Origin of the sequence: Proteiniphilum sp. (genome assembly GCF_034331125.1) — a bacterium.
Classification (GTDB): domain Bacteria; phylum Bacteroidota; class Bacteroidia; order Bacteroidales; family Dysgonomonadaceae; genus Proteiniphilum; species Proteiniphilum saccharofermentans.
This window is the reverse complement of sequence record NZ_JAXQGC010000019.1, coordinates 115566-132889: the sequence shown is the minus strand read 5'-3', so window position 1 is coordinate 132889 and position 17324 is coordinate 115566. Positions and strand designations below refer to the sequence as shown.

Sequence of the window (17324 nt, the reverse complement as noted above, 5' to 3'; positions counted from 1 at the left end):
ATCCGCTTTTCGTGGTGATCAGGATCACACCCGATGCCGCACGTGTTCCATAGATCGCTCCGGCGGAAGCATCTTTCAGCACGTCGATCGACAGGATATCTTCCTGCGTCAATGAACGGATATCGCCGCCCGGGAAACCGTCGATGACGATCAAAGGCGACTTTCCGGCGTTGATGGATGTCATTCCGCGTAATTGGATTGTCGTGCCTGAATTGGCACTTCCCAGGTTGTTCATCACAAGGCCGCCGATCTTTCCCTGTAGGGCGGTTGTAATATCGGCGCCCCCTACTCCCACCATCATATCTTCACCTTTCAATGAAGTGATGGCGCTTGTCACCTGCCGTTTATCCAATGAACCGTAGCCGATGACCACCACTTCAGCCAACATTTTCGTGTCCTCCTGTAACACAATATCGAAAGAAGTTCTTCCGGTAGTGTTAACTTCCTGTGTCAGATAACCGATATAGGAAATCTGAAGTATGGCGTCAGCTTCTACATTCAAAGTGAAACTTCCGTCTATATCCGTTACGGTACCGTTGGTTGTACCTTTCTCCATCACGTTGGCGCCGATAACAGCTTCGCCGTTTGCATCCGACACAGTTCCCGAAACCGTTCTCTTTTGCTGTTGTGTGCCAAAAGAGGTTTGCGATTCGGGGACATAATTACCGGCAAAACCGTTGAGCGTGCCCAATAATACAAAAACAGAAACGAACTGAAAGGCCAGGGATAACTTCACCCTGCCCCATTGAGGTAATTTGATGATTTTCATTGTGTTGTTAAATGATTTAAATAAAAAAAACAAATCCACTGCATATTTTAGCGCATTGCAGTAATCGATTAATACTCCGCGTGTCTTCATGCCGGCAAAGTTAGACCTCACATACGCCGGATCAAAAAAAATAAAGTTGTCATTTATTCCAAATCGATTGATTTTTATTAACTTTGCCAATAGTCACTTTAAAATATTTGATAAAATGAATGTTGAACCGACTGAAAAATTAAACAGAAGGCATATCGGGCGGAATGTGCAAAGGGTACGGATGTATTTTGGCGTGAAGCAGGAAGCGTTGGCGGCCGATCTTGGGATCAGCCAGCCGGAAGTGTCAAAAATCGAACAGCAGGATGAAATAGAAGAGGGATTGTTATCTCAAATTGCCGATGTACTGGGTGTATCCCCCGAAGTGATCAGGGATTTTGATGCGGAGAAGGCCATTTACAATATCAACAATATCAGGGATAATACTTTTGAACAAGGTTCGACCTCTATTGCTCAATTTGAACAAAAAGACACAACAATTGCGCCACAAATTAACCCCTTAGAAAAAGTTGTTGAACTATACGAACGTTTGTTACAAAGCGAAAGGGAAAAGATTGAGTTGCTGAAAAATAAATGATTGTTACTATCTTTGCTTTCATTATTCATATCATACATAATCGTGAAATATGGAAAAAACAGATTATAGAGATACCGTTCATTTGGGGAGAAAAATTGAACGGGTGCGTCACCTTCGGGGGATGTCGCAGGCTGAATTGGGAGAGTTGTTAGGAATAACCAAGCAAGCCGTTTCGAAAATGGAGCAGACGGAGAAGTTCAATGACGAACGGTTGGAACAGATTGCTTCGGCATTAGGGGTAACCGTGGAAGGATTGAAGAAATACAATGAAGAAACAGTGCTGTATAATACCAACAACACCTACGAGAACTGTGGCGCCACAACAAGTGCCAATATTATTCATACTTTTAATAATTTCCCTATCGAAAAAGTAGTCGAGATGTTTGAGAAGATACTGGAAAAAGAGAGGGAAAAATTCGAGTCTTTAAAAAAAGAGAAAGAATAGACTTTTGTGAAGTCGTTCGCATGATATGCGACAACTATATGTCGAGAAAAGACGCCGCTGACCTTATTTCTGCGAAGGACGAAGAGATTTGTTGGTTGAAAGAGGAAATTAAGTACTTGAGACGTGAAGTTGGACAATTGCTGGAAATTGTTGAAAAAAGGTGATTCACGTATGACTCCATCCTTCCTTCAAACCAGAAGCAAAGCTTATTTAAAAAGTTCTATGGATTTTTACACGAAGCAAGAATTATGTAGAATATGGAGCCACACGGGGAAATAATACTTTATCAGCCAATCACAACAAAGAGTTGGTAGACCCTGTAAAAGAAAAGTTGTTCCAAAGTATAGTCTGTGAATCCATAACTGCTTTTAGTGAAATTAGATAATGAGGCAAAGGTAATGAAATTTTAAAAAGATGTGAAAATGAAAACCCACGACCATCGGGCCGTGGGCAAACAAAAGTATCGGTTTTGTCAAATGGAATTCTTTATCAGAATTGCACCGTACTTAATTTTTCAGATAGTGAATGAATTCCCTGTTCAATCTTTTCTTTCTGTTGACGGGAAGCAAATGCCAGTCCGTTTTTATATTTGCGTAGTAACGAGGCGTTAACTCCTACAGCCTCGGCAAGGGCAGAGACATTGAAGAAAGGATAAGTTTTAAAAAAACCGGAAAAGTCATACCGGTAATCGAATTCCAAATCCCCACCATTTAGGACTTCGGGTATGGGTCGGTTTTCCTCTTCATAAAACTCGAGAATAGACTCTAAATTTTCCATAAGATTCTCCCGGGCTTCATCCTCGGTTACACCGTACCCATACAATGCAGCTCCTTTCATTTCGGGAAGATATATTCCATATCCTCCATCGGATGCCTTTTCAATAACAGCAATAACTTTTTTCATAATTCAGTTTTTTATTTAGTCAAATGAGAGGAAGCGGGCTTATTTAAGCTCAGCTTCTCTCTTTATCGCCTCCAAGGTTCCCGTAGGAACTTCTTTGCTTGGATGCCGGCCGACCGGTATTGGTTTAGGAAAATCGGGATGCACATATTTATAATGTTTTTTTCCTTTTTTCTTTTCCCATCCGTTTTCTTCCAGTAAGCGATACAATTCAGAAAACTTCATGTTTGTAAGAATTAAATTAAAGAACTCTCACTTGACTCCACGAAAGTAACATATTTGTTCCAAGCAAACAAATAAAAGAACAATTATTTTTCAAACTCATCACAATTTGTGATGACATTTCGCCCCGAAACTATCATACCCTTCACGGTTGAACAGCATCGTCCAGCCAACGGAGGAGAGCTCTTTCGAGATAAAGTTGTCCCAGATACCAAAGGTACAAACTTTTGAGAGCCCGATGAAACAGTCAGACTGGAAGTCCGGTTGGAAGATGAAACGGTATGGCTTACCCAAGGCACTCCTCACTTCAGCATATTAATAAATATCTTGTTTACAATAACTTGCGTCGATTTATTGGAATTAGGTTACACTTTTAAAAACTATTCCGTATATTTGCTGTTGTATTTAAAAAACTATTTCGTTAAGTGAGGGAAGAAATCAGACTTGTTTGAATTATGCTAAGTCACGCAAAACGACTAAATTCATTGGAATTATGATACAAGCACAGATAATAAAAGACAAAGATGGAGTTTCCATGGGTGTTTTTATTCCTATCAATGACTGGGAACAAGTAAAGCGGAACTATCCGGACGTTGAAGAAATCACCGGCGACCTTCCGCAATGGGAAAAGGATTTTATTGACGCGCGTCTGGAAACAGCCAGCAAGCATCCCGAACGACTCCATCCGCTGAATCAGCTCTTTCAATAGGTAGGGAGATGAAGAAATACGCAGCTTTCTATCTTGACGGGGTTAAGAATGATTTATTGTCTGCGAAGCAATGTGCATTATCAACCTCACGCGAAGTATTTATGGCGAAAGGAAAAAGGACGTTGGACAAAACGGGGTAAAGATCCGGACATCCGGGAAAACTTTCAGTGTTCCCTCGCAACCTCCAAAGAGGTTCTTAGGGAAACCCTTTAGCGTTTGCGAGGGAAACCCCAAAGGGTTTAGGGTGTCTCTCTACCTCGTTCTCTTCAGTCTTCAGCCATTTTCTTGGTGTACTGGTTCACCACCTTAAGCCTTACCTTGCCGGCGGCATCGTGCATAGACAGTTTCGTTCCAGCCCGATTTCAGAACCAAAATTTACAATAGGGACATATAAGGAAGTCTTACCCAAAATCGCCCAAGGAAATTCCTAAAACTTTTACCCTTTTGTGAGTTTTAGGAATTTCACTTATCTTTGAGTCGTAGGAATTTAAGATAACTCCTGAAGCAGTCGGACTTGCAGAATCATATGTTTGCGTCGTTCAGGTATTCTTGTTCGTGTTGAGCACGTCATCTATTATTATCCGAAGACAGAAACACCAGAGATTTTGAAAGTTGGTAATTCGACAGAGTTTTGTATCTTTGAGGAAAATAATTGAGTTATGAAACCGGCATTACAATTAGAAGTAACATTTGATCAAGTTTTATCTTTGGTAAAACGCTTGCCGAAAAAAGATAAAATAAGACTGACCAAAGAGTTAGAAAAAGACATTATCGATATAAAATTGACAAGACTTCTTAAATCATTCAAAACAAAAGACTTGGATTTAAGTGATATTGACAGCGAGGTTGAAAGCGTAAGACAAGAAATTTATGAAAAACAAAACGGTTAAAGTCATCTTTGACACCAATGTTTGGATTAGTTTCTTGATTGGAAAACGTTTGTCGAAAATTAAGCGGCATATTTCCGACGGAAGTATTTTGATTGTTACCACAGAGCAACTTTTATCAGAAATCAAGATTGTTACAAGCAGGGAAAAGCTCAAAAAGTATTTCCCAAAAGAAAGCGTTAAAGAAGTGATTGAACTTTTAGAAACAATCGCTGAAAAAGTAGAGATAAAACCTACACATTTTATCAATCGGGACCCGAAAGACAATTTTCTGTTGGATTTGATTGACTACTCAAAAGCAGATTATTTGGTTACAGGGGACAAAGATTTGTTCGAACACAATCCGTTTAAAACAGCAAAAATCTTAAACCCGACCGAATTTGAGAAAGAAATTGAAAAAATACTCACCCGCTAACACGGTACCAAGCATCTGTACTGTCCAGCAAGGCGGGGTTTGCCTCGCGAACCCGGAAGAGGTTCCCTCGGAAGCCCTGAAAACTGACCCAGACATCCGGACTTTTAGCCCGTTTCGCCCTCCGTCCTTTCGTCCTCCGCGATAAGTGCTCGCCTGACAAAGTATTGTCCGCTTTTAAATCATCGTGATCTATTGTGGAAAAAATTGCTACTTTTGTAGTGGTCCATAAGATAATAAAGATGAAGCAACTTAACTCAATCGATATGGGAAAGCATGAAGATAATATAACTGAAGTGAATGCCTTATGGAAACAATCGATGCTTTACAAGAGAAAAAGACACGCACGCTCCCGGATGACTCCGGAAACTGGGATGAGCCGGAGTATGAGGAATACATCGAACAGATTACCAGAAGAATCCGCCACGATAACCGTTTCGCCTACTTTGCCATGCGATTCATCGATGAAATGAACGGGGTCAATTCGTTGCGGTTCCACATAGATTTGGGTAAACTGGAGTTGGCGAATTATGATAAACTGCTCGCAGGGAAGGAGGTGCCGCGACGGGTGGCGGAAAATGTGAAGGTTTTCGGGAAACTGAGCGATTACCCGGATGAAACGACCGCTTACCATTCAATCGACACGCGGCAATACACTTCCGGCTTCATCCAATTCGCACTCCATTACAACGTAAAAAACAACAAAAGATGAACTTATTTCTGCGAAGGACGAAGAGATTAAGTGGCTGAAGGAGGAAATCAAATACTTGCGGGGAGAAATGATAACGATTAATTTGCTAATTACAAGAAATGAATCCCCGGATTATCAACAAATTGCGATCTGAACTTCAGCATTATCCTATTGAGAAAGCTTGGTTATTCGGCTCGTACTCCCGTGGCGAAGAAACCCGACGGAGCGATGTGGATTTGCTGGTGCGCTTTCTGCCTGACGCCAAACTTGTGGGATTGGATTATATCAGAATGATTGTCAATATAGAAAATGCGTTGCATAAAAAAGTTGATTTGGTAAAAGAAGGCACTTTGCGGGCTTATGCTGCCGATACGGTAGAAAAAGACAAAATTTTAATTTATGAGAGAAACGCTTAGGGATAAAAGCCGGCTGGGACATATTCTTGAAGCCAATTGATTTTGCTCTCGAATTTACGCACAATGTCAGTTTTGCGGAATATGAAGCGAACAGTATGATGCGTTTTGCCGTAGTGAAAACCTGGAGATAATTTACCTCTTCTTAAACCCAAAATTCAAAATATATTTGACTCTTTGGATTAACAGTCCTCCGTGAAATCGGCATTTGTTGGTGGAAACGGTTACCTTTTGCTTTTACTATTAATAATACAACCCCATTCATCCAAACCCCGAAACCTTATTATTGCAGATGTCCGTTTCAAAGGCGGATTGATTGATGCCTGGGCAATAATAGGGCAAAAGGGGCAACGATAGGGCAATAATAGGGCAAGTTGAGCAAAACAAAAAAACATTTTACCTGAATCTGCGTATGGGAAAGCGTGCAATGCTCGCACCTCCAATCAGGATCATTAAATTCATTTGACGAAAAGTCGCGATTTACCACAAGGGATATTGTTCCGTTAATTATAAAATCACTATTTTTGCATCCAAAAGGGAATCGGTTCCTTTTTATCAAGGAAAATCAAACCAATCATATACAATCATGACAGATATTTTTGACCGGCTGAAAAGTGCCGAAGGCCCGCTTGAACAGTATCGCAAAAAAGCGGAAGGATATTTTATATTCCCCGAATTGGAAGGTGAAATAGGCCCAAGGATGAAGTTCCTTGGAAGAGAGGTGATCACCTGGAGTCTGAACAACTATCTGGGATTGGCCAACCATCCCGAAGTACGTGAAGCGGATGCGAAAGCAGCAGCCGACTGGGGAATGGCATATCCCATGGGAGCGCGCATGATGTCAGGCCAAACGAAATATCACAGAGAATTGGAGGAAAAACTCGCTGCCTTTGAGAAAAAGGAGGCTGCCTACCTACTGAATTATGGCTATCAGGGAATGGTTTCGATTATTGATTCACTGGTCTCAAGGAATGACGTTATTGTTTACGACTCCGAATCCCATGCTTGTATCATGGACGGTATTTTTCTGCATAAAGCCAAGGGTGGAAAGAGTTTTGTCTATCCCCATAATGATATGGAGAGATGCGACAAGATGCTTGGTTTCGCAACAAAAAAAGCAGAAGAGACAGGCGGTGGCATCCTGGTGATTACCGAAGGGGTATTCGGCATGTCGGGCGATTTGGGAAATCTTCCCGGGATTGTCAAACTCAGGGAGAAATATAACTTCCGACTCATGATAGACGACGCACATGGTTTCGGCACGATGGGAGCCACCGGTGCGGGTGCAAGCGAACATTTCGGATTGATGGACGAAGTAGATATCTATTTTGGCACTTTTGCCAAATCAATGGCAGGTATCGGAGCCTTTGTCGCTTCTGAAAAAGCCATCGTCAATTCACTGAAATACAATATGCGATCGCAGATCTTTGCCAAATCATTGCCCATGCCCATGGTGATCGGAGCATTGAAACGCCTCGAGATATTACAAACACAGCCCCAATATAAAGAAAACCTGTGGAAAATCGCCAAGTCGCTGCAACAAGGGCTGATTGCAGAGGGATTCAATATTGGCAATACGCAATCACCGGTGACACCCGTCTATTTCAGCGGCTCGGTTCCCGAAGGTACCAATATTGTGATCGACCTGCGTGAGAATTACAACGTCTTTTGCTCTATTGTCGTATATCCGGTAGTACCCAAAGGAGTATTAATGCTCAGACTGATCCCCACGGCTTCCCATACGCAGAAGGATGTGGATGAGACCATTGAGGTATTCAAGAAGATAAAGGTAAATCTCGAAGCGGGAAAATATATGGCCGACGAGATGAAATCGATGTCCACTACATAAAAAAAGAGAATGCTCCGTATAAAAATTCAGCATAAGTACCATTTGGCCTGTACCCAATGCGGGCACGTTACTCCCAACTTCTGGACATGGTTCGAACAGAACCAACAATGCCCGAAGTGCGGAAGTAAACATTCCGAGGTATGGTACAACCGCCGTTATCAGCGGTTATCCCGACTTATCGGGCGCCGTGCTCCTAACAGTTTCTGGCACTATTTTCCTTTTCTTCCGTTGTTACGCAGGAGACATATCATATCAAAAGGAGAAGGTGCCATTCCGGTAGAACGATGGACATTCCTGGAAGAGTTCGCAAAAAAGAAGTACGGGCTCGATCTCAATGTACATGTCTATAGGAATGATTTAAACGGAGGTACCGGTACATTCAAGGATATTGCCGCTTCATTGGCGGCCAGCCTGTTCAACGAGATCGGTATCGACCAATATTGCATCGCTTCCACCGGTAATTCAGCTACAGCTTACGCAAAATACCTTTCACTGGCAAAGGTAAACTGCTCGGTATTCATGCCGGAGGATGCCATCAAGACATCGGAAGCGACCATCAGCTCCTACGGGCAGCAGGTGTTCCGTGTGATGGGCGACTATGCCAAAGCAAAGGAGATCGCCGCAGGATATGCCAAGTTGCACAACATCCCGATGTCAACCGGCAATATCGATCCTATCCGTGTGGAAGCAAAGAAGACCATGGTATTCGAATGGCTCCGCCAGATGGATAAGTTCCCTGACGTATATATCCAGGCAGTCAGCGGCGGTACAGGCCCCATTGCCATAGACAAAGGTATCCGCGAGATCAAACATGTCTATCCTGAATTGAAAAATCCCCGCTTCCTTCTGGTACAGACAGACGGCTGCGACCCAATGGTGCAGGCATGGGAAGATGCCGAAGCCGCCGGATTCCCCGAAGGTTTCGAGAAGAAGTATCCTATCATCGACAATCCCCAGACAGAGGTACCTACCCTGGCGACCGGTAATCCTGCTACCTACCCCATCGTAGCGAAATTGGTAAAAGAGTCAGGAGGCAGCTTCCTGCGAATGCGTGAAAAAAAACTGGTATCCGTAGGTAAACTGACTGCCTATGAGCAGAAAGTAATCCCCGGACCGGCATCTGCCGTTTCCATCGCCGGATTCTTCGTGGCACTCAGGAAGAACTTGATCAAAAACGGGGAGACAGTGCTGCTCAATATCGGAGAAGGCCCCAATCGTGCTCCCTATTTCCTGGAGCAGATGATTTACACTTCCCATAATGTCTATAATGTGGATGAATGTGCCCCCCACTCCATTGGCGATTACGGGTCACAACTCTGGAATGAGGTGATGAGGGAGTGAAGAATGAAGAGTGAAGAATGAAATTGGTAATTAGTAATTAATAATTGGTAATTGATAATAAAACCATATGGATCACAGGTGCTTCGTCGGGTATCGGTGAAGCATGCGCTTATCTCTATGCACAGAAAGGGGTCAACCTGATCCTTACGGCTACACGGGCCGACAGGTTGGCGGAAGTGCAGGCAGAGTGTATCCGGCTTGGTGCACAATGCGTAATATTACCATATGACCTGTCCGATCTGGCACATATCGACGAGCTGACCGACAAAGCCATTACTGCTTTCGGGAAGATCGACATCGCATTTCTGAATGCCGGTATCAGCCAACGCTCCAAAATACTGGAAACAGACGGCAAGGTAGATGAAAAGATCATGGCCGTGAACTTCTTTGCACCGGTAAAGATCAGTAAACAGCTGTTACCTGACATGATTAAAAAAGGCGGAGGAACTATCGCTGTCACCACCAGCATCTCCGGGAAATTCGGCTTTCCTCTGCGATCGGCCTATGCTTCATCCAAATTTGCCCTTTATGGTTTTTTCGAAACCCTCCACGCGGAGTACTACGACCAGAATATCCGGGTAGTGATGGTCTGTCCCGGACGGGTAAAGACAAACATCTCTTACAATGCGTTAGAAGCCGACGGAAGAAAACACGGACAAATGGATGACGGACAGAACAGCGGCATCTCTGCGGAGAAAGCAGCAAAGAAGATCGTGAAGGCTATTAAAAAGCAAAAACCTGAGGTGCTCGTCGGAGGTAAAGAGTTACTGATGGTATATATCAAGCGTTTTTTTCCCGGACTGGCAAGAAAAATGGTTAGAAAGATCAAAGCGACATAACTATATGAAAGAGAACTATATCATTGCAGGGATCCAACAGGTAGGTATCGGAGTAGAAAAACTGTATGAAGCATGGAAATACTATATTGACCTGTTCAATATGGATATCCGTATTCTTGAGGACGATAAAGTTGCCGAACTGATGCTACCCTACACGGGTGGAAAACCACAACGGCGCCACGCTCTGATTGCTGTTAATATGCAGGGTGGCGGCGGTTTTGAAGTGTGGCAATACTCAGACCGGAAACCAAAACCGCTTGACTTCACATTGAATATGGGCGACCTGGGTGTTTTGGTCTGCAAAGTCAAAAGCAGGGACGTTGCCCATACGTTCGAAGAATTTTCCAAAAATCCGAAAGCCCATATCCTCGGCGGACTCAACAAAAATATCGACGGAAATCAGACTTTTTATGTGAAAGACCCATATGAAAATCTGTTTCAAATCGTACAGGACGATTACATTTTTAAAGACGAAGGGCAGTCGACAGGCGGTGCGGTTGGCGTAACTATCGGTGTGACAGATATCGATAAAGCGATGACAGTATATCGTGATATTCTGGGTTACGACAAGATTATCGCAGACGAGACAGGCGTTTTTCCCGATTTCGAAGGATTGCCTTCAGGCACACAAAAATTTCGTCGTCGTTTGCTGACACACTCACAACCCAGAAAAGGTAGCCTTAGTGAACTGTTCGGCCCCTCCTATATCGAACTGGTGCAGGTACTGGAACGTACCCCGAAAAAACTTTACGAAGGGCGTTTCTGGGGTGATCCCGGCTTTATTCAGGTTTGTTTCGATATCCGGAATATGGATGCATTACGCAAAAAGTGTGCGGAGTTGGGGCATCCCTTTACGGTAGACACCACACAAAATATCAAGGAAGGCAACTCCTTCGATATGGGTGATGCCGCAGGACAATTTGCCTATATTGAAGATCCGGACGGTACGTTGATCGAATTTGTGGAAACACACAAAATACCAATCGCAAAAAAATTAGGACTAAGCCTTAACCTGAAAAACAGGGATCCCGAAAAACCGCTTCCGAAATGGATGCTCGGAATGCTCCGGCTTATGCGGGTAAAATCCTCCAAAATATAGTAGGAAATTCCTCCTGGACACAATTTTTTCGTCGTTTTTCAGTTATACACATAATGGAAAAACGGTGTTTATTATTAACCATACTCCTGTTGCTATGCAGCCTATTACATCTGCAGGCACAATGGGATGACCCGCCCGGTCAATACTGGGCTGTAAAGAGTTATCTCAATTCCTCGTTTGCAGGTGATACAGAGGCAATCAGCACCACTGCCTTTTACCGTTATGCATGGAGAGGCATAGAAAATGCACCTCAACAACTTATCCTTACCGCTGATATGCCCTTTGAATTTTTCGGCAGACGCCACGGTGTCGGATTGGTGATTAATAATGAAACCGTAGGTCAACTGCGTAACTCATTACTGGCAGTACAATACAGTTTCAAAAAAGAGTTCGGTAAAGGCTTTCTGAATATGGGGCTACAAGTCGGAGTGTATGACTTGAATTTCGATGCAGGAAGCAAATATATTTTTGAAGATTCCTTACAACACGGCCGGGGGACGCTGAAAGTGGATCCGGCCGACAAACAGGTGATCGACCTGGGCGCCGGTATCTCCTGGACAGGGAAATCTGTTTTCATAGGTCTGTCGGCAATACATCTCAATCAACCCCGGTTTTATGCACATAATGACTCTCTCGGAGCTGATCTTCAAAGCGATTCTACGTTGTCGGCTATTCCCCTTTCCTATAATTTGATGGCCGGATACAATATTACTCTCTTTCATACGTTAGAAATACAACCGATGTTGTGGGTTCAGACCGACCTCAGCACGCTACAAGTGCAGGCTACGCTTCGCCTCGAATACAATAAAAAATTATCAGGTGGTGCATCATGGAGGATGAACGACGGATATCTGCTTTTTGCCGGAACTACCATCCGTGAAGTAGAGTTGGGATATGCCTACGGATTGCATACCAGGGGAATCGGACAAAATAGCAGGGGGAGTCATGAGCTCTACCTCCGGTATAATTTTCCACTCGATCATTTCAAACCGAAGCGGCAACCGCATAAGAGCATCCGGCTTTTATAGTGAAAAATGAAGAATGAATAGTGAAAAATGAGACGATTGATGCTAATTTTTAATTATTCACTTTTAATTTTTAATTGGAAATTATGAAAAGATATATATTATTCGTGCTGATACTGATTATGATTGCTTCCTGTGGCAGACGGGGGATCGGTAACAGTATCGGCGGTGAACTGACCGGCGTTCCTGTAGGTAAAGTGTGGGGGGAACCCACACCATACAATATGGTATTGGTGTCACGGGGAGCTTATATCATGGGGCCGGGAGAGATCGATTCGCTTTGGGGATTCTCGATACCTACCCGCGGCGTATCGGTAGACAATTTCTGGATGGATGAGACGGAGATCACTAACTCCCAATACAAACAGTTTGTTTACTGGGTACGGGATTCCATCATCCGAGAACGGCTGGCAGACCCGGCCTACGCCGGCGATGACTTTTACAAGATCACTGAGGATGAATACGGTGATCCTGTCACCCCCCGGTTGAACTGGAGGATTCCCATCCCCTGGACAAGAAATACCGAAGAGGAAGAGGCTGCCATCAACAGTGTTTATACCACACATCCCATCACAGGAGAAAAAATGCTGGATGCCCGCCAGATGAATTTTCGTTACGAGTGGTTTGATGCGGCAGAAGCGGCCAGACGACAGCACCGACTGAACCCCGCAGAGAGGACATTGAACAGTGACATCATCATCGATCCGAATGAAATCATCATAATATCGAAAGATACAGCTTATATTGCTTCCGACGGCCGAATTGTCAACGAAACCGTCACCCGCCCCCTGAGCAGCCTTTACGACTTCGTACACACACGTATCGTCAATATATACCCTGATACCACCTGCTGGGTGAACGATTTTCCGAACGCGGATAATGAACGCTATTTACGTAACTATTTTTCCCATCCCGCCTACGCACACCACCCGGTAGTAGGAGTTTCATGGGAGCAGGCGACTGCTTTCTGCGAGTGGCGTACCCTCTTTCTGCGCAGGAGTATTAACAGACAAGGGGTGACAATAGAAAAATACCGTCTCCCCACCGAAGCTGAATGGGAGATGGCAGCACGGAATGCCAACTCCGACAATAAATACCCATGGGATTCAGATGCCACAACAAGTGAAAGCGGCTGTTTCCAGGCCAACTTCAAGCCGGGCGACGGAGCCTATGGTGCCGATAACCACCTTATCCCCGCTAAAGTAAGAAGTTTCAAGCCTAATAACTCAGGATTGTATGATATGGCCGGGAATGTGGCGGAATGGACTTCTACAGCCTACACCGAGTCGGGGAATGAACTGATGGGTGACCTGAACCCTGAATACAGCTATAATGCCGCTACCGAAGATCCCTATGCATTGAAAAGAAAAGTGGTAAAAGGTGGTTCATGGAAAGATATCTCCACCTTTATCCGGTCGGATATGCGCGATAATGAATACCAGAACCGGGGACGTTCTTATATTGGGTTCCGATGCGTAAGAACACAGGTCAGCTCGGGGAAATAAATTCAAAATTTCAAATTCAATATTTAAGATTTGTACAATTCCTATTCATCGGTAATTAGTAATTAGTAATTGATAATTAAAAAAATGAACGCCTACAAAAGATATAAAAACAGACTTGAACGGTTTCTGCAAACCGAGCGGGGGAAACGGTTCATCAACTTCGCCTATAGTTTCGGAGCTGCCATCGTGATACTCGGTGCGATGTTTAAACTGCTCCACTTTCCCTTCGGCAATGAGATGCTCTTTATCGGGATGGTCACCGAATGTATCGTCTTTATCCTCTCGGCGTTCGACTCACCGATACGCGATTACAGGTGGGAGCAGGTATTCCCGGCGCTCTCTTCCGTAAACTCTGAAGAGGATCCCGGCTTTAACGCTGCTATAGCACAACAGACACCACCATCCGCTCGCGAAACGGTTTCCGTTTCCGCTACGCACAATTTTACACCACAGCACTCCGAAGTATCTACAGCTCCCCACATCCATCCGGCAAGTTCTCCCGGCGAACCGGGGTATGAAATCCCTCACAATCTCTCGGCACATACCGAAGAGTACGGCAAACAGATGGAGAATCTTAACCGCACGTTATCGGGACTCAACTCAATCTATGAAATACAGTTAAAAAGTATCAGCGGCCAAATCGGCGCCATCGAGCAGATCAATCAGGGGCTGGCCCGCCTCAGAACTATGTATGGCGATACACTCCCCGACGGATCAGTTATTAAAGCAGAAACAGAGAAAATGGCGGATCAGCTCAGAGAACTGAACGAAGTCTATGCGCGTATGCTGAATGCTATGACAGTCAACAAACAGAACAATCCCGGTAACCCCAACATATAATCCCATCCATGGCAGTCAACAGTCCCAATTCCCCCCGTCAGAAAATGATCAACCTGATGTATCTGGTATTCATTGCAATGCTGGCGTTGAACGTATCGGTCGAAGTACTCGACGGATTCGAAATGGTGGATAATAGTCTGGGAAATTCATCCGGCACGATGCTGGAACGCAACAGGCTGATCATGGATGAATTAACGGCCTACCATGCACAAAACCCGGAAAAGGCCGGTGAGTGGTTCCGGAAAGGGGTGCAGGTGCGCGCCATGAGCGATTCGCTGACAAGGTATATTGGAGAACTGAAACTGCGTATGGTGCGTGAAGCCGACGGAAGAAAAGCAGATATCAATAACATCAAACACAAAGACGACCTGGAAGCCGCTTCGGTGGTTATGCTCTCCCCGGTAAATGGTGAAGGAAGAAAATTCAGGAATACAATCGATACCTACCGCGACTCAGTAACGCAACTCGTAACAGATCCCGCCCGCCGGGCAATTATCGAAAAAAATCTCAGCACACAACCACGGTCAGCCAATAAAAGCTGGGAAGCCTCTCTTTTTGAACAAATGCCGCTGGCTGCAGCTATCACCATGCTTACCAAGATAGAGAATGATATCCGTTCATCGGAAGGAGAAGCACTCTCCAATATCCTGTATAATGTGGATATTGGCGATTTCCGTGTAAACCGGCTGAATGCCTATATCATCCCCGAGTCCGATATCGTCATCCAGGGCGGTTCCTATAATGCCCGTATTGTACTCTCGGCAGAAGACTCTACCCGGCAACCTCTTATTATGGTCAACGGGGAGATTCTCGATACAGAAGAAAACGGATCCTTTTCCGTCCGGGCCGACCGTACCGGAACATTCCCTGTAGAAGGATATTTAGAAATGACCGGCAGTGAGGGTAGCGTGACCCGTCGCCCGTTTGCGGGCAGCTACACTGTGATTGAACCGATCGCTACCATCGCTCCTACCCTGATGAATGTATTGTATGCCGGCATCGACAACGAGATCGGCATTTCCGTACCCGGTATCGCTCCGCAAGATGTCAGTGCGACTATCACCAACGGCACCCTCAGCCGTCGGGGAAATATGTGGATTGCCCGTCCCTCGGCCATAGGACAGGATGTCACGATATCGGTATCGGCCCGTACCACGGGTGGAGATGTTCGGCGTGTGGCCGTTAAAGAGTTCAGGGTACGCGCGCTCCCCGATCCCACTCCATATATTGAATACAGTGATGCGAACGGAAATCCGGTGATGTTCAGGGGAGGTGGATTCCAGAAAGCGGCTTTAATGAATGCCAGCGGGATCAAGGCAGCCATTGACGACGGCATCCTTTCCATTCCGTTCCGGGTGATCAGTTTCCGTACCGTCTTCTTCGACTCCATGGGAAATGCTATTCCCGAAGTTTCCGATGGGAGCCGTTTCTCTGATAGGCAGAAAGAGCAGATCAGACGTCTTGCACGAGGCAGTTATTTCTATATTTCGGGCGTACATGCGATCGGTCCTGATGGTACTGAGCGGGAAATCGCAGTGATGGAAGTGAGGGTACAGTGAAAAAGTGGAAAGGCAAAATAAGAAGTCTGAAGTTGAGAAGTAAAGAAATTTTGAATTTTGAATCTTGAATTTTGAATCTGAAATAAAGATATGCAAACAAAACGATTACTTATATTCATTCTGTTGACAGTAGGAGTTACTACCCTTTCCGCCCAAGAGACAGCGAGGGAGAGAATAGAACGGCGGCGGCAGAGCACAGTGCAGCAACAGGCTACCGATACGAACGTCCGCATAGAACAGCAGAACCGCCACAGTGAGGAAAGTATACAAAATGCCAAATGGTCTCGTATTATCTACCGCTATCTCGACCTCACTAAAGAGGCCAATGCCCCACTCTATTATCCGGTCACTCCCGTAGATGGAAGAATAAGTCTCTTTACTATGTTATTTAATCTACTGCAGGAAGAAACCACTCCTGCTTATGAGTACTTAGACGGGCGGGAAGAGTTTACAGAAGAGTACCGGATAGATTTTCAGGAATTGCTGGACCGGTTCGGGATCTACTATGAAACCGCCGAAGGGAGGATCGTTGTCAATGATGCCGACCTCCCCGGTAATGAGATAGAAGGTTATTTCGTGAAAGAAGCTTACTATTTCGATACCGGTAGCTCTTCTTTCAAGGTAAGACCGATCGCCATCTGCCCTGTCTTACAGCGCCGGGACGATTATGGCGCCACCACCCGTTATCCTCTCTTCTGGATCCCTTACGACGAAATAGCTCCTTATGCACGGCGTATACCGGTCATGAGTTCTTCACTCAATAACAGCATGAGCGGCAGCGTTGATGATTTTTTTCGCATGAGAAAGTACGACGGCGAGATCTACAAAGCGCAGAATCCACGGAACCTTGCCATCTCGCAGTACACCTCCACTCCTGAAGAGATGAAAGCCGAACAGGAGAGGATTGAACAGGAACTGGTCAATTTCGAAAAGAATCTATGGATGCAGGAGAACCACTCTGTTGTTCCTCAACAGCAGAAAGTAAATCGCCGCGGAAAAAGGAGATCTCCTGTAAGTTCGTCCGGCGCTGCTTCCGTTTCAATGAGAGACAGAAGATATTGATAATATCTGTCAATTATGATCCTAACTCTTTGATGGGCGAGCCTTCGGAGATAGTATTAAATGCATCCGATTTCGCGGGAAGGAACACGCCCCCGTTAAACAAGCACCCGAAGGTAATAATACAACTCCCCC

General features: G+C 44.9%; 21 protein-coding genes. 17 read left to right on the top strand and 4 right to left on the bottom strand.

Annotation, left to right across the window (positions count from 1 at the left end; genetic code table 11):
* A partial coding sequence (locus U2P89_RS05085) for a carboxypeptidase-like regulatory domain-containing protein (RefSeq protein WP_322190791.1) occupies positions 1–769 on the bottom strand: 769 nt, incomplete at its 3' end.
* Between the two features lie 205 nt (positions 770–974).
* On the opposite strand from U2P89_RS05085, the gene U2P89_RS05080 reads away from it, so the two are divergent.
* The gene (locus U2P89_RS05080) at positions 975–1394 is read left to right on the top strand and encodes a helix-turn-helix transcriptional regulator (RefSeq protein ID WP_322190790.1); all 420 of its coding nucleotides are present in this window, start codon (positions 975–977) and stop codon (positions 1392–1394) included.
* Between the two features lie 49 nt (positions 1395–1443).
* Positions 1444–1839, top strand: coding sequence for a helix-turn-helix transcriptional regulator (locus U2P89_RS05075; RefSeq protein WP_322190789.1), 396 nt, complete (start codon positions 1444–1446; stop codon positions 1837–1839).
* Positions 1840–2328: 489 nt separating this feature from the next.
* Here U2P89_RS05075 and U2P89_RS05070 read toward each other — a convergent pair whose 3' ends face one another.
* The 3 genes from U2P89_RS05070 to U2P89_RS05060 all read right to left on the bottom strand — a co-directional run bounded on the left by U2P89_RS05070 (position 2329) and on the right by U2P89_RS05060 (position 3267).
* Positions 2329–2742 (bottom strand): type II toxin-antitoxin system HicB family antitoxin, encoded by a 414-nt coding sequence (locus tag U2P89_RS05070; protein ID WP_322190788.1) that lies wholly within the window; start codon positions 2740–2742, stop codon positions 2329–2331.
* A gap of 39 nt (positions 2743–2781) precedes the next feature.
* A complete protein-coding gene (locus U2P89_RS05065) occupies positions 2782–2964 on the bottom strand; it encodes a type II toxin-antitoxin system HicA family toxin (RefSeq protein ID WP_322190787.1) in 183 nt (60 codons plus the stop codon).
* A gap of 99 nt (positions 2965–3063) precedes the next feature.
* Positions 3064–3267, bottom strand: a complete 204-nt coding sequence (locus tag U2P89_RS05060) for a hypothetical protein (protein ID WP_322190786.1) — start codon at positions 3265–3267, stop codon at positions 3064–3066.
* Positions 3268–3454: 187 nt separating this feature from the next.
* Between U2P89_RS05060 and U2P89_RS05055 the strand changes: the two genes are divergently transcribed.
* The 15 genes from U2P89_RS05055 (at position 3455) to gldN (ending at position 17192) form a co-directional block, all read left to right on the top strand.
* On the top strand, positions 3455–3670 hold the full coding sequence (locus U2P89_RS05055) for a hypothetical protein (protein ID WP_322190785.1): 216 nt from the start codon (positions 3455–3457) through the stop codon (positions 3668–3670).
* Positions 3671–3678: 8 nt separating this feature from the next.
* Complete coding sequence (locus U2P89_RS05050) at positions 3679–3810, top strand: hypothetical protein (protein ID WP_322190784.1); 132 nt, start codon at positions 3679–3681, stop codon at positions 3808–3810.
* Between the two features lie 519 nt (positions 3811–4329).
* Complete coding sequence (gene vap15 / locus U2P89_RS05045) at positions 4330–4560, top strand: type II toxin-antitoxin system VapB15 family antitoxin (protein WP_322190783.1); 231 nt, start codon at positions 4330–4332, stop codon at positions 4558–4560.
* Positions 4541–4972 (top strand): putative toxin-antitoxin system toxin component, PIN family, encoded by a 432-nt coding sequence (locus tag U2P89_RS05040; RefSeq protein WP_322190782.1) that lies wholly within the window; start codon positions 4541–4543, stop codon positions 4970–4972. The genes vap15 and U2P89_RS05040 overlap by 20 nt, the downstream gene beginning before the upstream one ends.
* Before the next feature lie 304 nt (positions 4973–5276).
* Positions 5277–5681, top strand: coding sequence for a hypothetical protein (locus U2P89_RS05035; RefSeq protein WP_322190781.1), 405 nt, complete (start codon positions 5277–5279; stop codon positions 5679–5681).
* A 122-nt stretch (positions 5682–5803) separates the two neighbouring features.
* The gene (locus tag U2P89_RS05030; protein WP_322190780.1) at positions 5804–6076 is read left to right on the top strand and encodes a nucleotidyltransferase family protein; all 273 of its coding nucleotides are present in this window, start codon (positions 5804–5806) and stop codon (positions 6074–6076) included.
* A gap of 583 nt (positions 6077–6659) precedes the next feature.
* Positions 6660–7922 (top strand): pyridoxal phosphate-dependent aminotransferase family protein, encoded by a 1263-nt coding sequence (locus U2P89_RS05025; protein WP_322190779.1) that lies wholly within the window; start codon positions 6660–6662, stop codon positions 7920–7922.
* Between the two features lie 9 nt (positions 7923–7931).
* Positions 7932–9263: a threonine synthase gene (locus tag U2P89_RS05020; protein ID WP_322190778.1), complete on the top strand. Its 1332-nt coding sequence runs from the start codon at positions 7932–7934 to the stop codon at positions 9261–9263.
* Positions 9264–9307: 44 nt separating this feature from the next.
* The gene (locus U2P89_RS05015) at positions 9308–10102 is read left to right on the top strand and encodes an SDR family oxidoreductase (RefSeq protein WP_322190777.1); all 795 of its coding nucleotides are present in this window, start codon (positions 9308–9310) and stop codon (positions 10100–10102) included.
* Positions 10103–10106: 4 nt separating this feature from the next.
* Positions 10107–11201, top strand: coding sequence for a VOC family protein (locus tag U2P89_RS05010; protein ID WP_091906012.1), 1095 nt, complete (start codon positions 10107–10109; stop codon positions 11199–11201).
* Positions 11202–11254: 53 nt separating this feature from the next.
* Positions 11255–12229, top strand: a complete 975-nt coding sequence (locus U2P89_RS05005) for a type IX secretion system membrane protein PorP/SprF (protein WP_175456711.1) — start codon at positions 11255–11257, stop codon at positions 12227–12229.
* A gap of 83 nt (positions 12230–12312) precedes the next feature.
* Positions 12313–13731 (top strand): SUMF1/EgtB/PvdO family nonheme iron enzyme, encoded by a 1419-nt coding sequence (locus U2P89_RS05000; RefSeq protein WP_091906017.1) that lies wholly within the window; start codon positions 12313–12315, stop codon positions 13729–13731.
* Positions 13732–13815: 84 nt separating this feature from the next.
* Positions 13816–14571, top strand: a complete 756-nt coding sequence (gldL, locus tag U2P89_RS04995) for a gliding motility protein GldL (RefSeq protein ID WP_322190776.1) — start codon at positions 13816–13818, stop codon at positions 14569–14571.
* Positions 14572–14579: 8 nt separating this feature from the next.
* On the top strand, positions 14580–16130 hold the full coding sequence (gldM, locus tag U2P89_RS04990) for a gliding motility protein GldM (protein ID WP_091906021.1): 1551 nt from the start codon (positions 14580–14582) through the stop codon (positions 16128–16130).
* A gap of 90 nt (positions 16131–16220) precedes the next feature.
* Positions 16221–17192, top strand: coding sequence for a gliding motility protein GldN (gene gldN, locus U2P89_RS04985; RefSeq protein ID WP_091906023.1), 972 nt, complete (start codon positions 16221–16223; stop codon positions 17190–17192).
* The last annotated feature ends 132 nt before the right edge of the window (positions 17193–17324 follow it).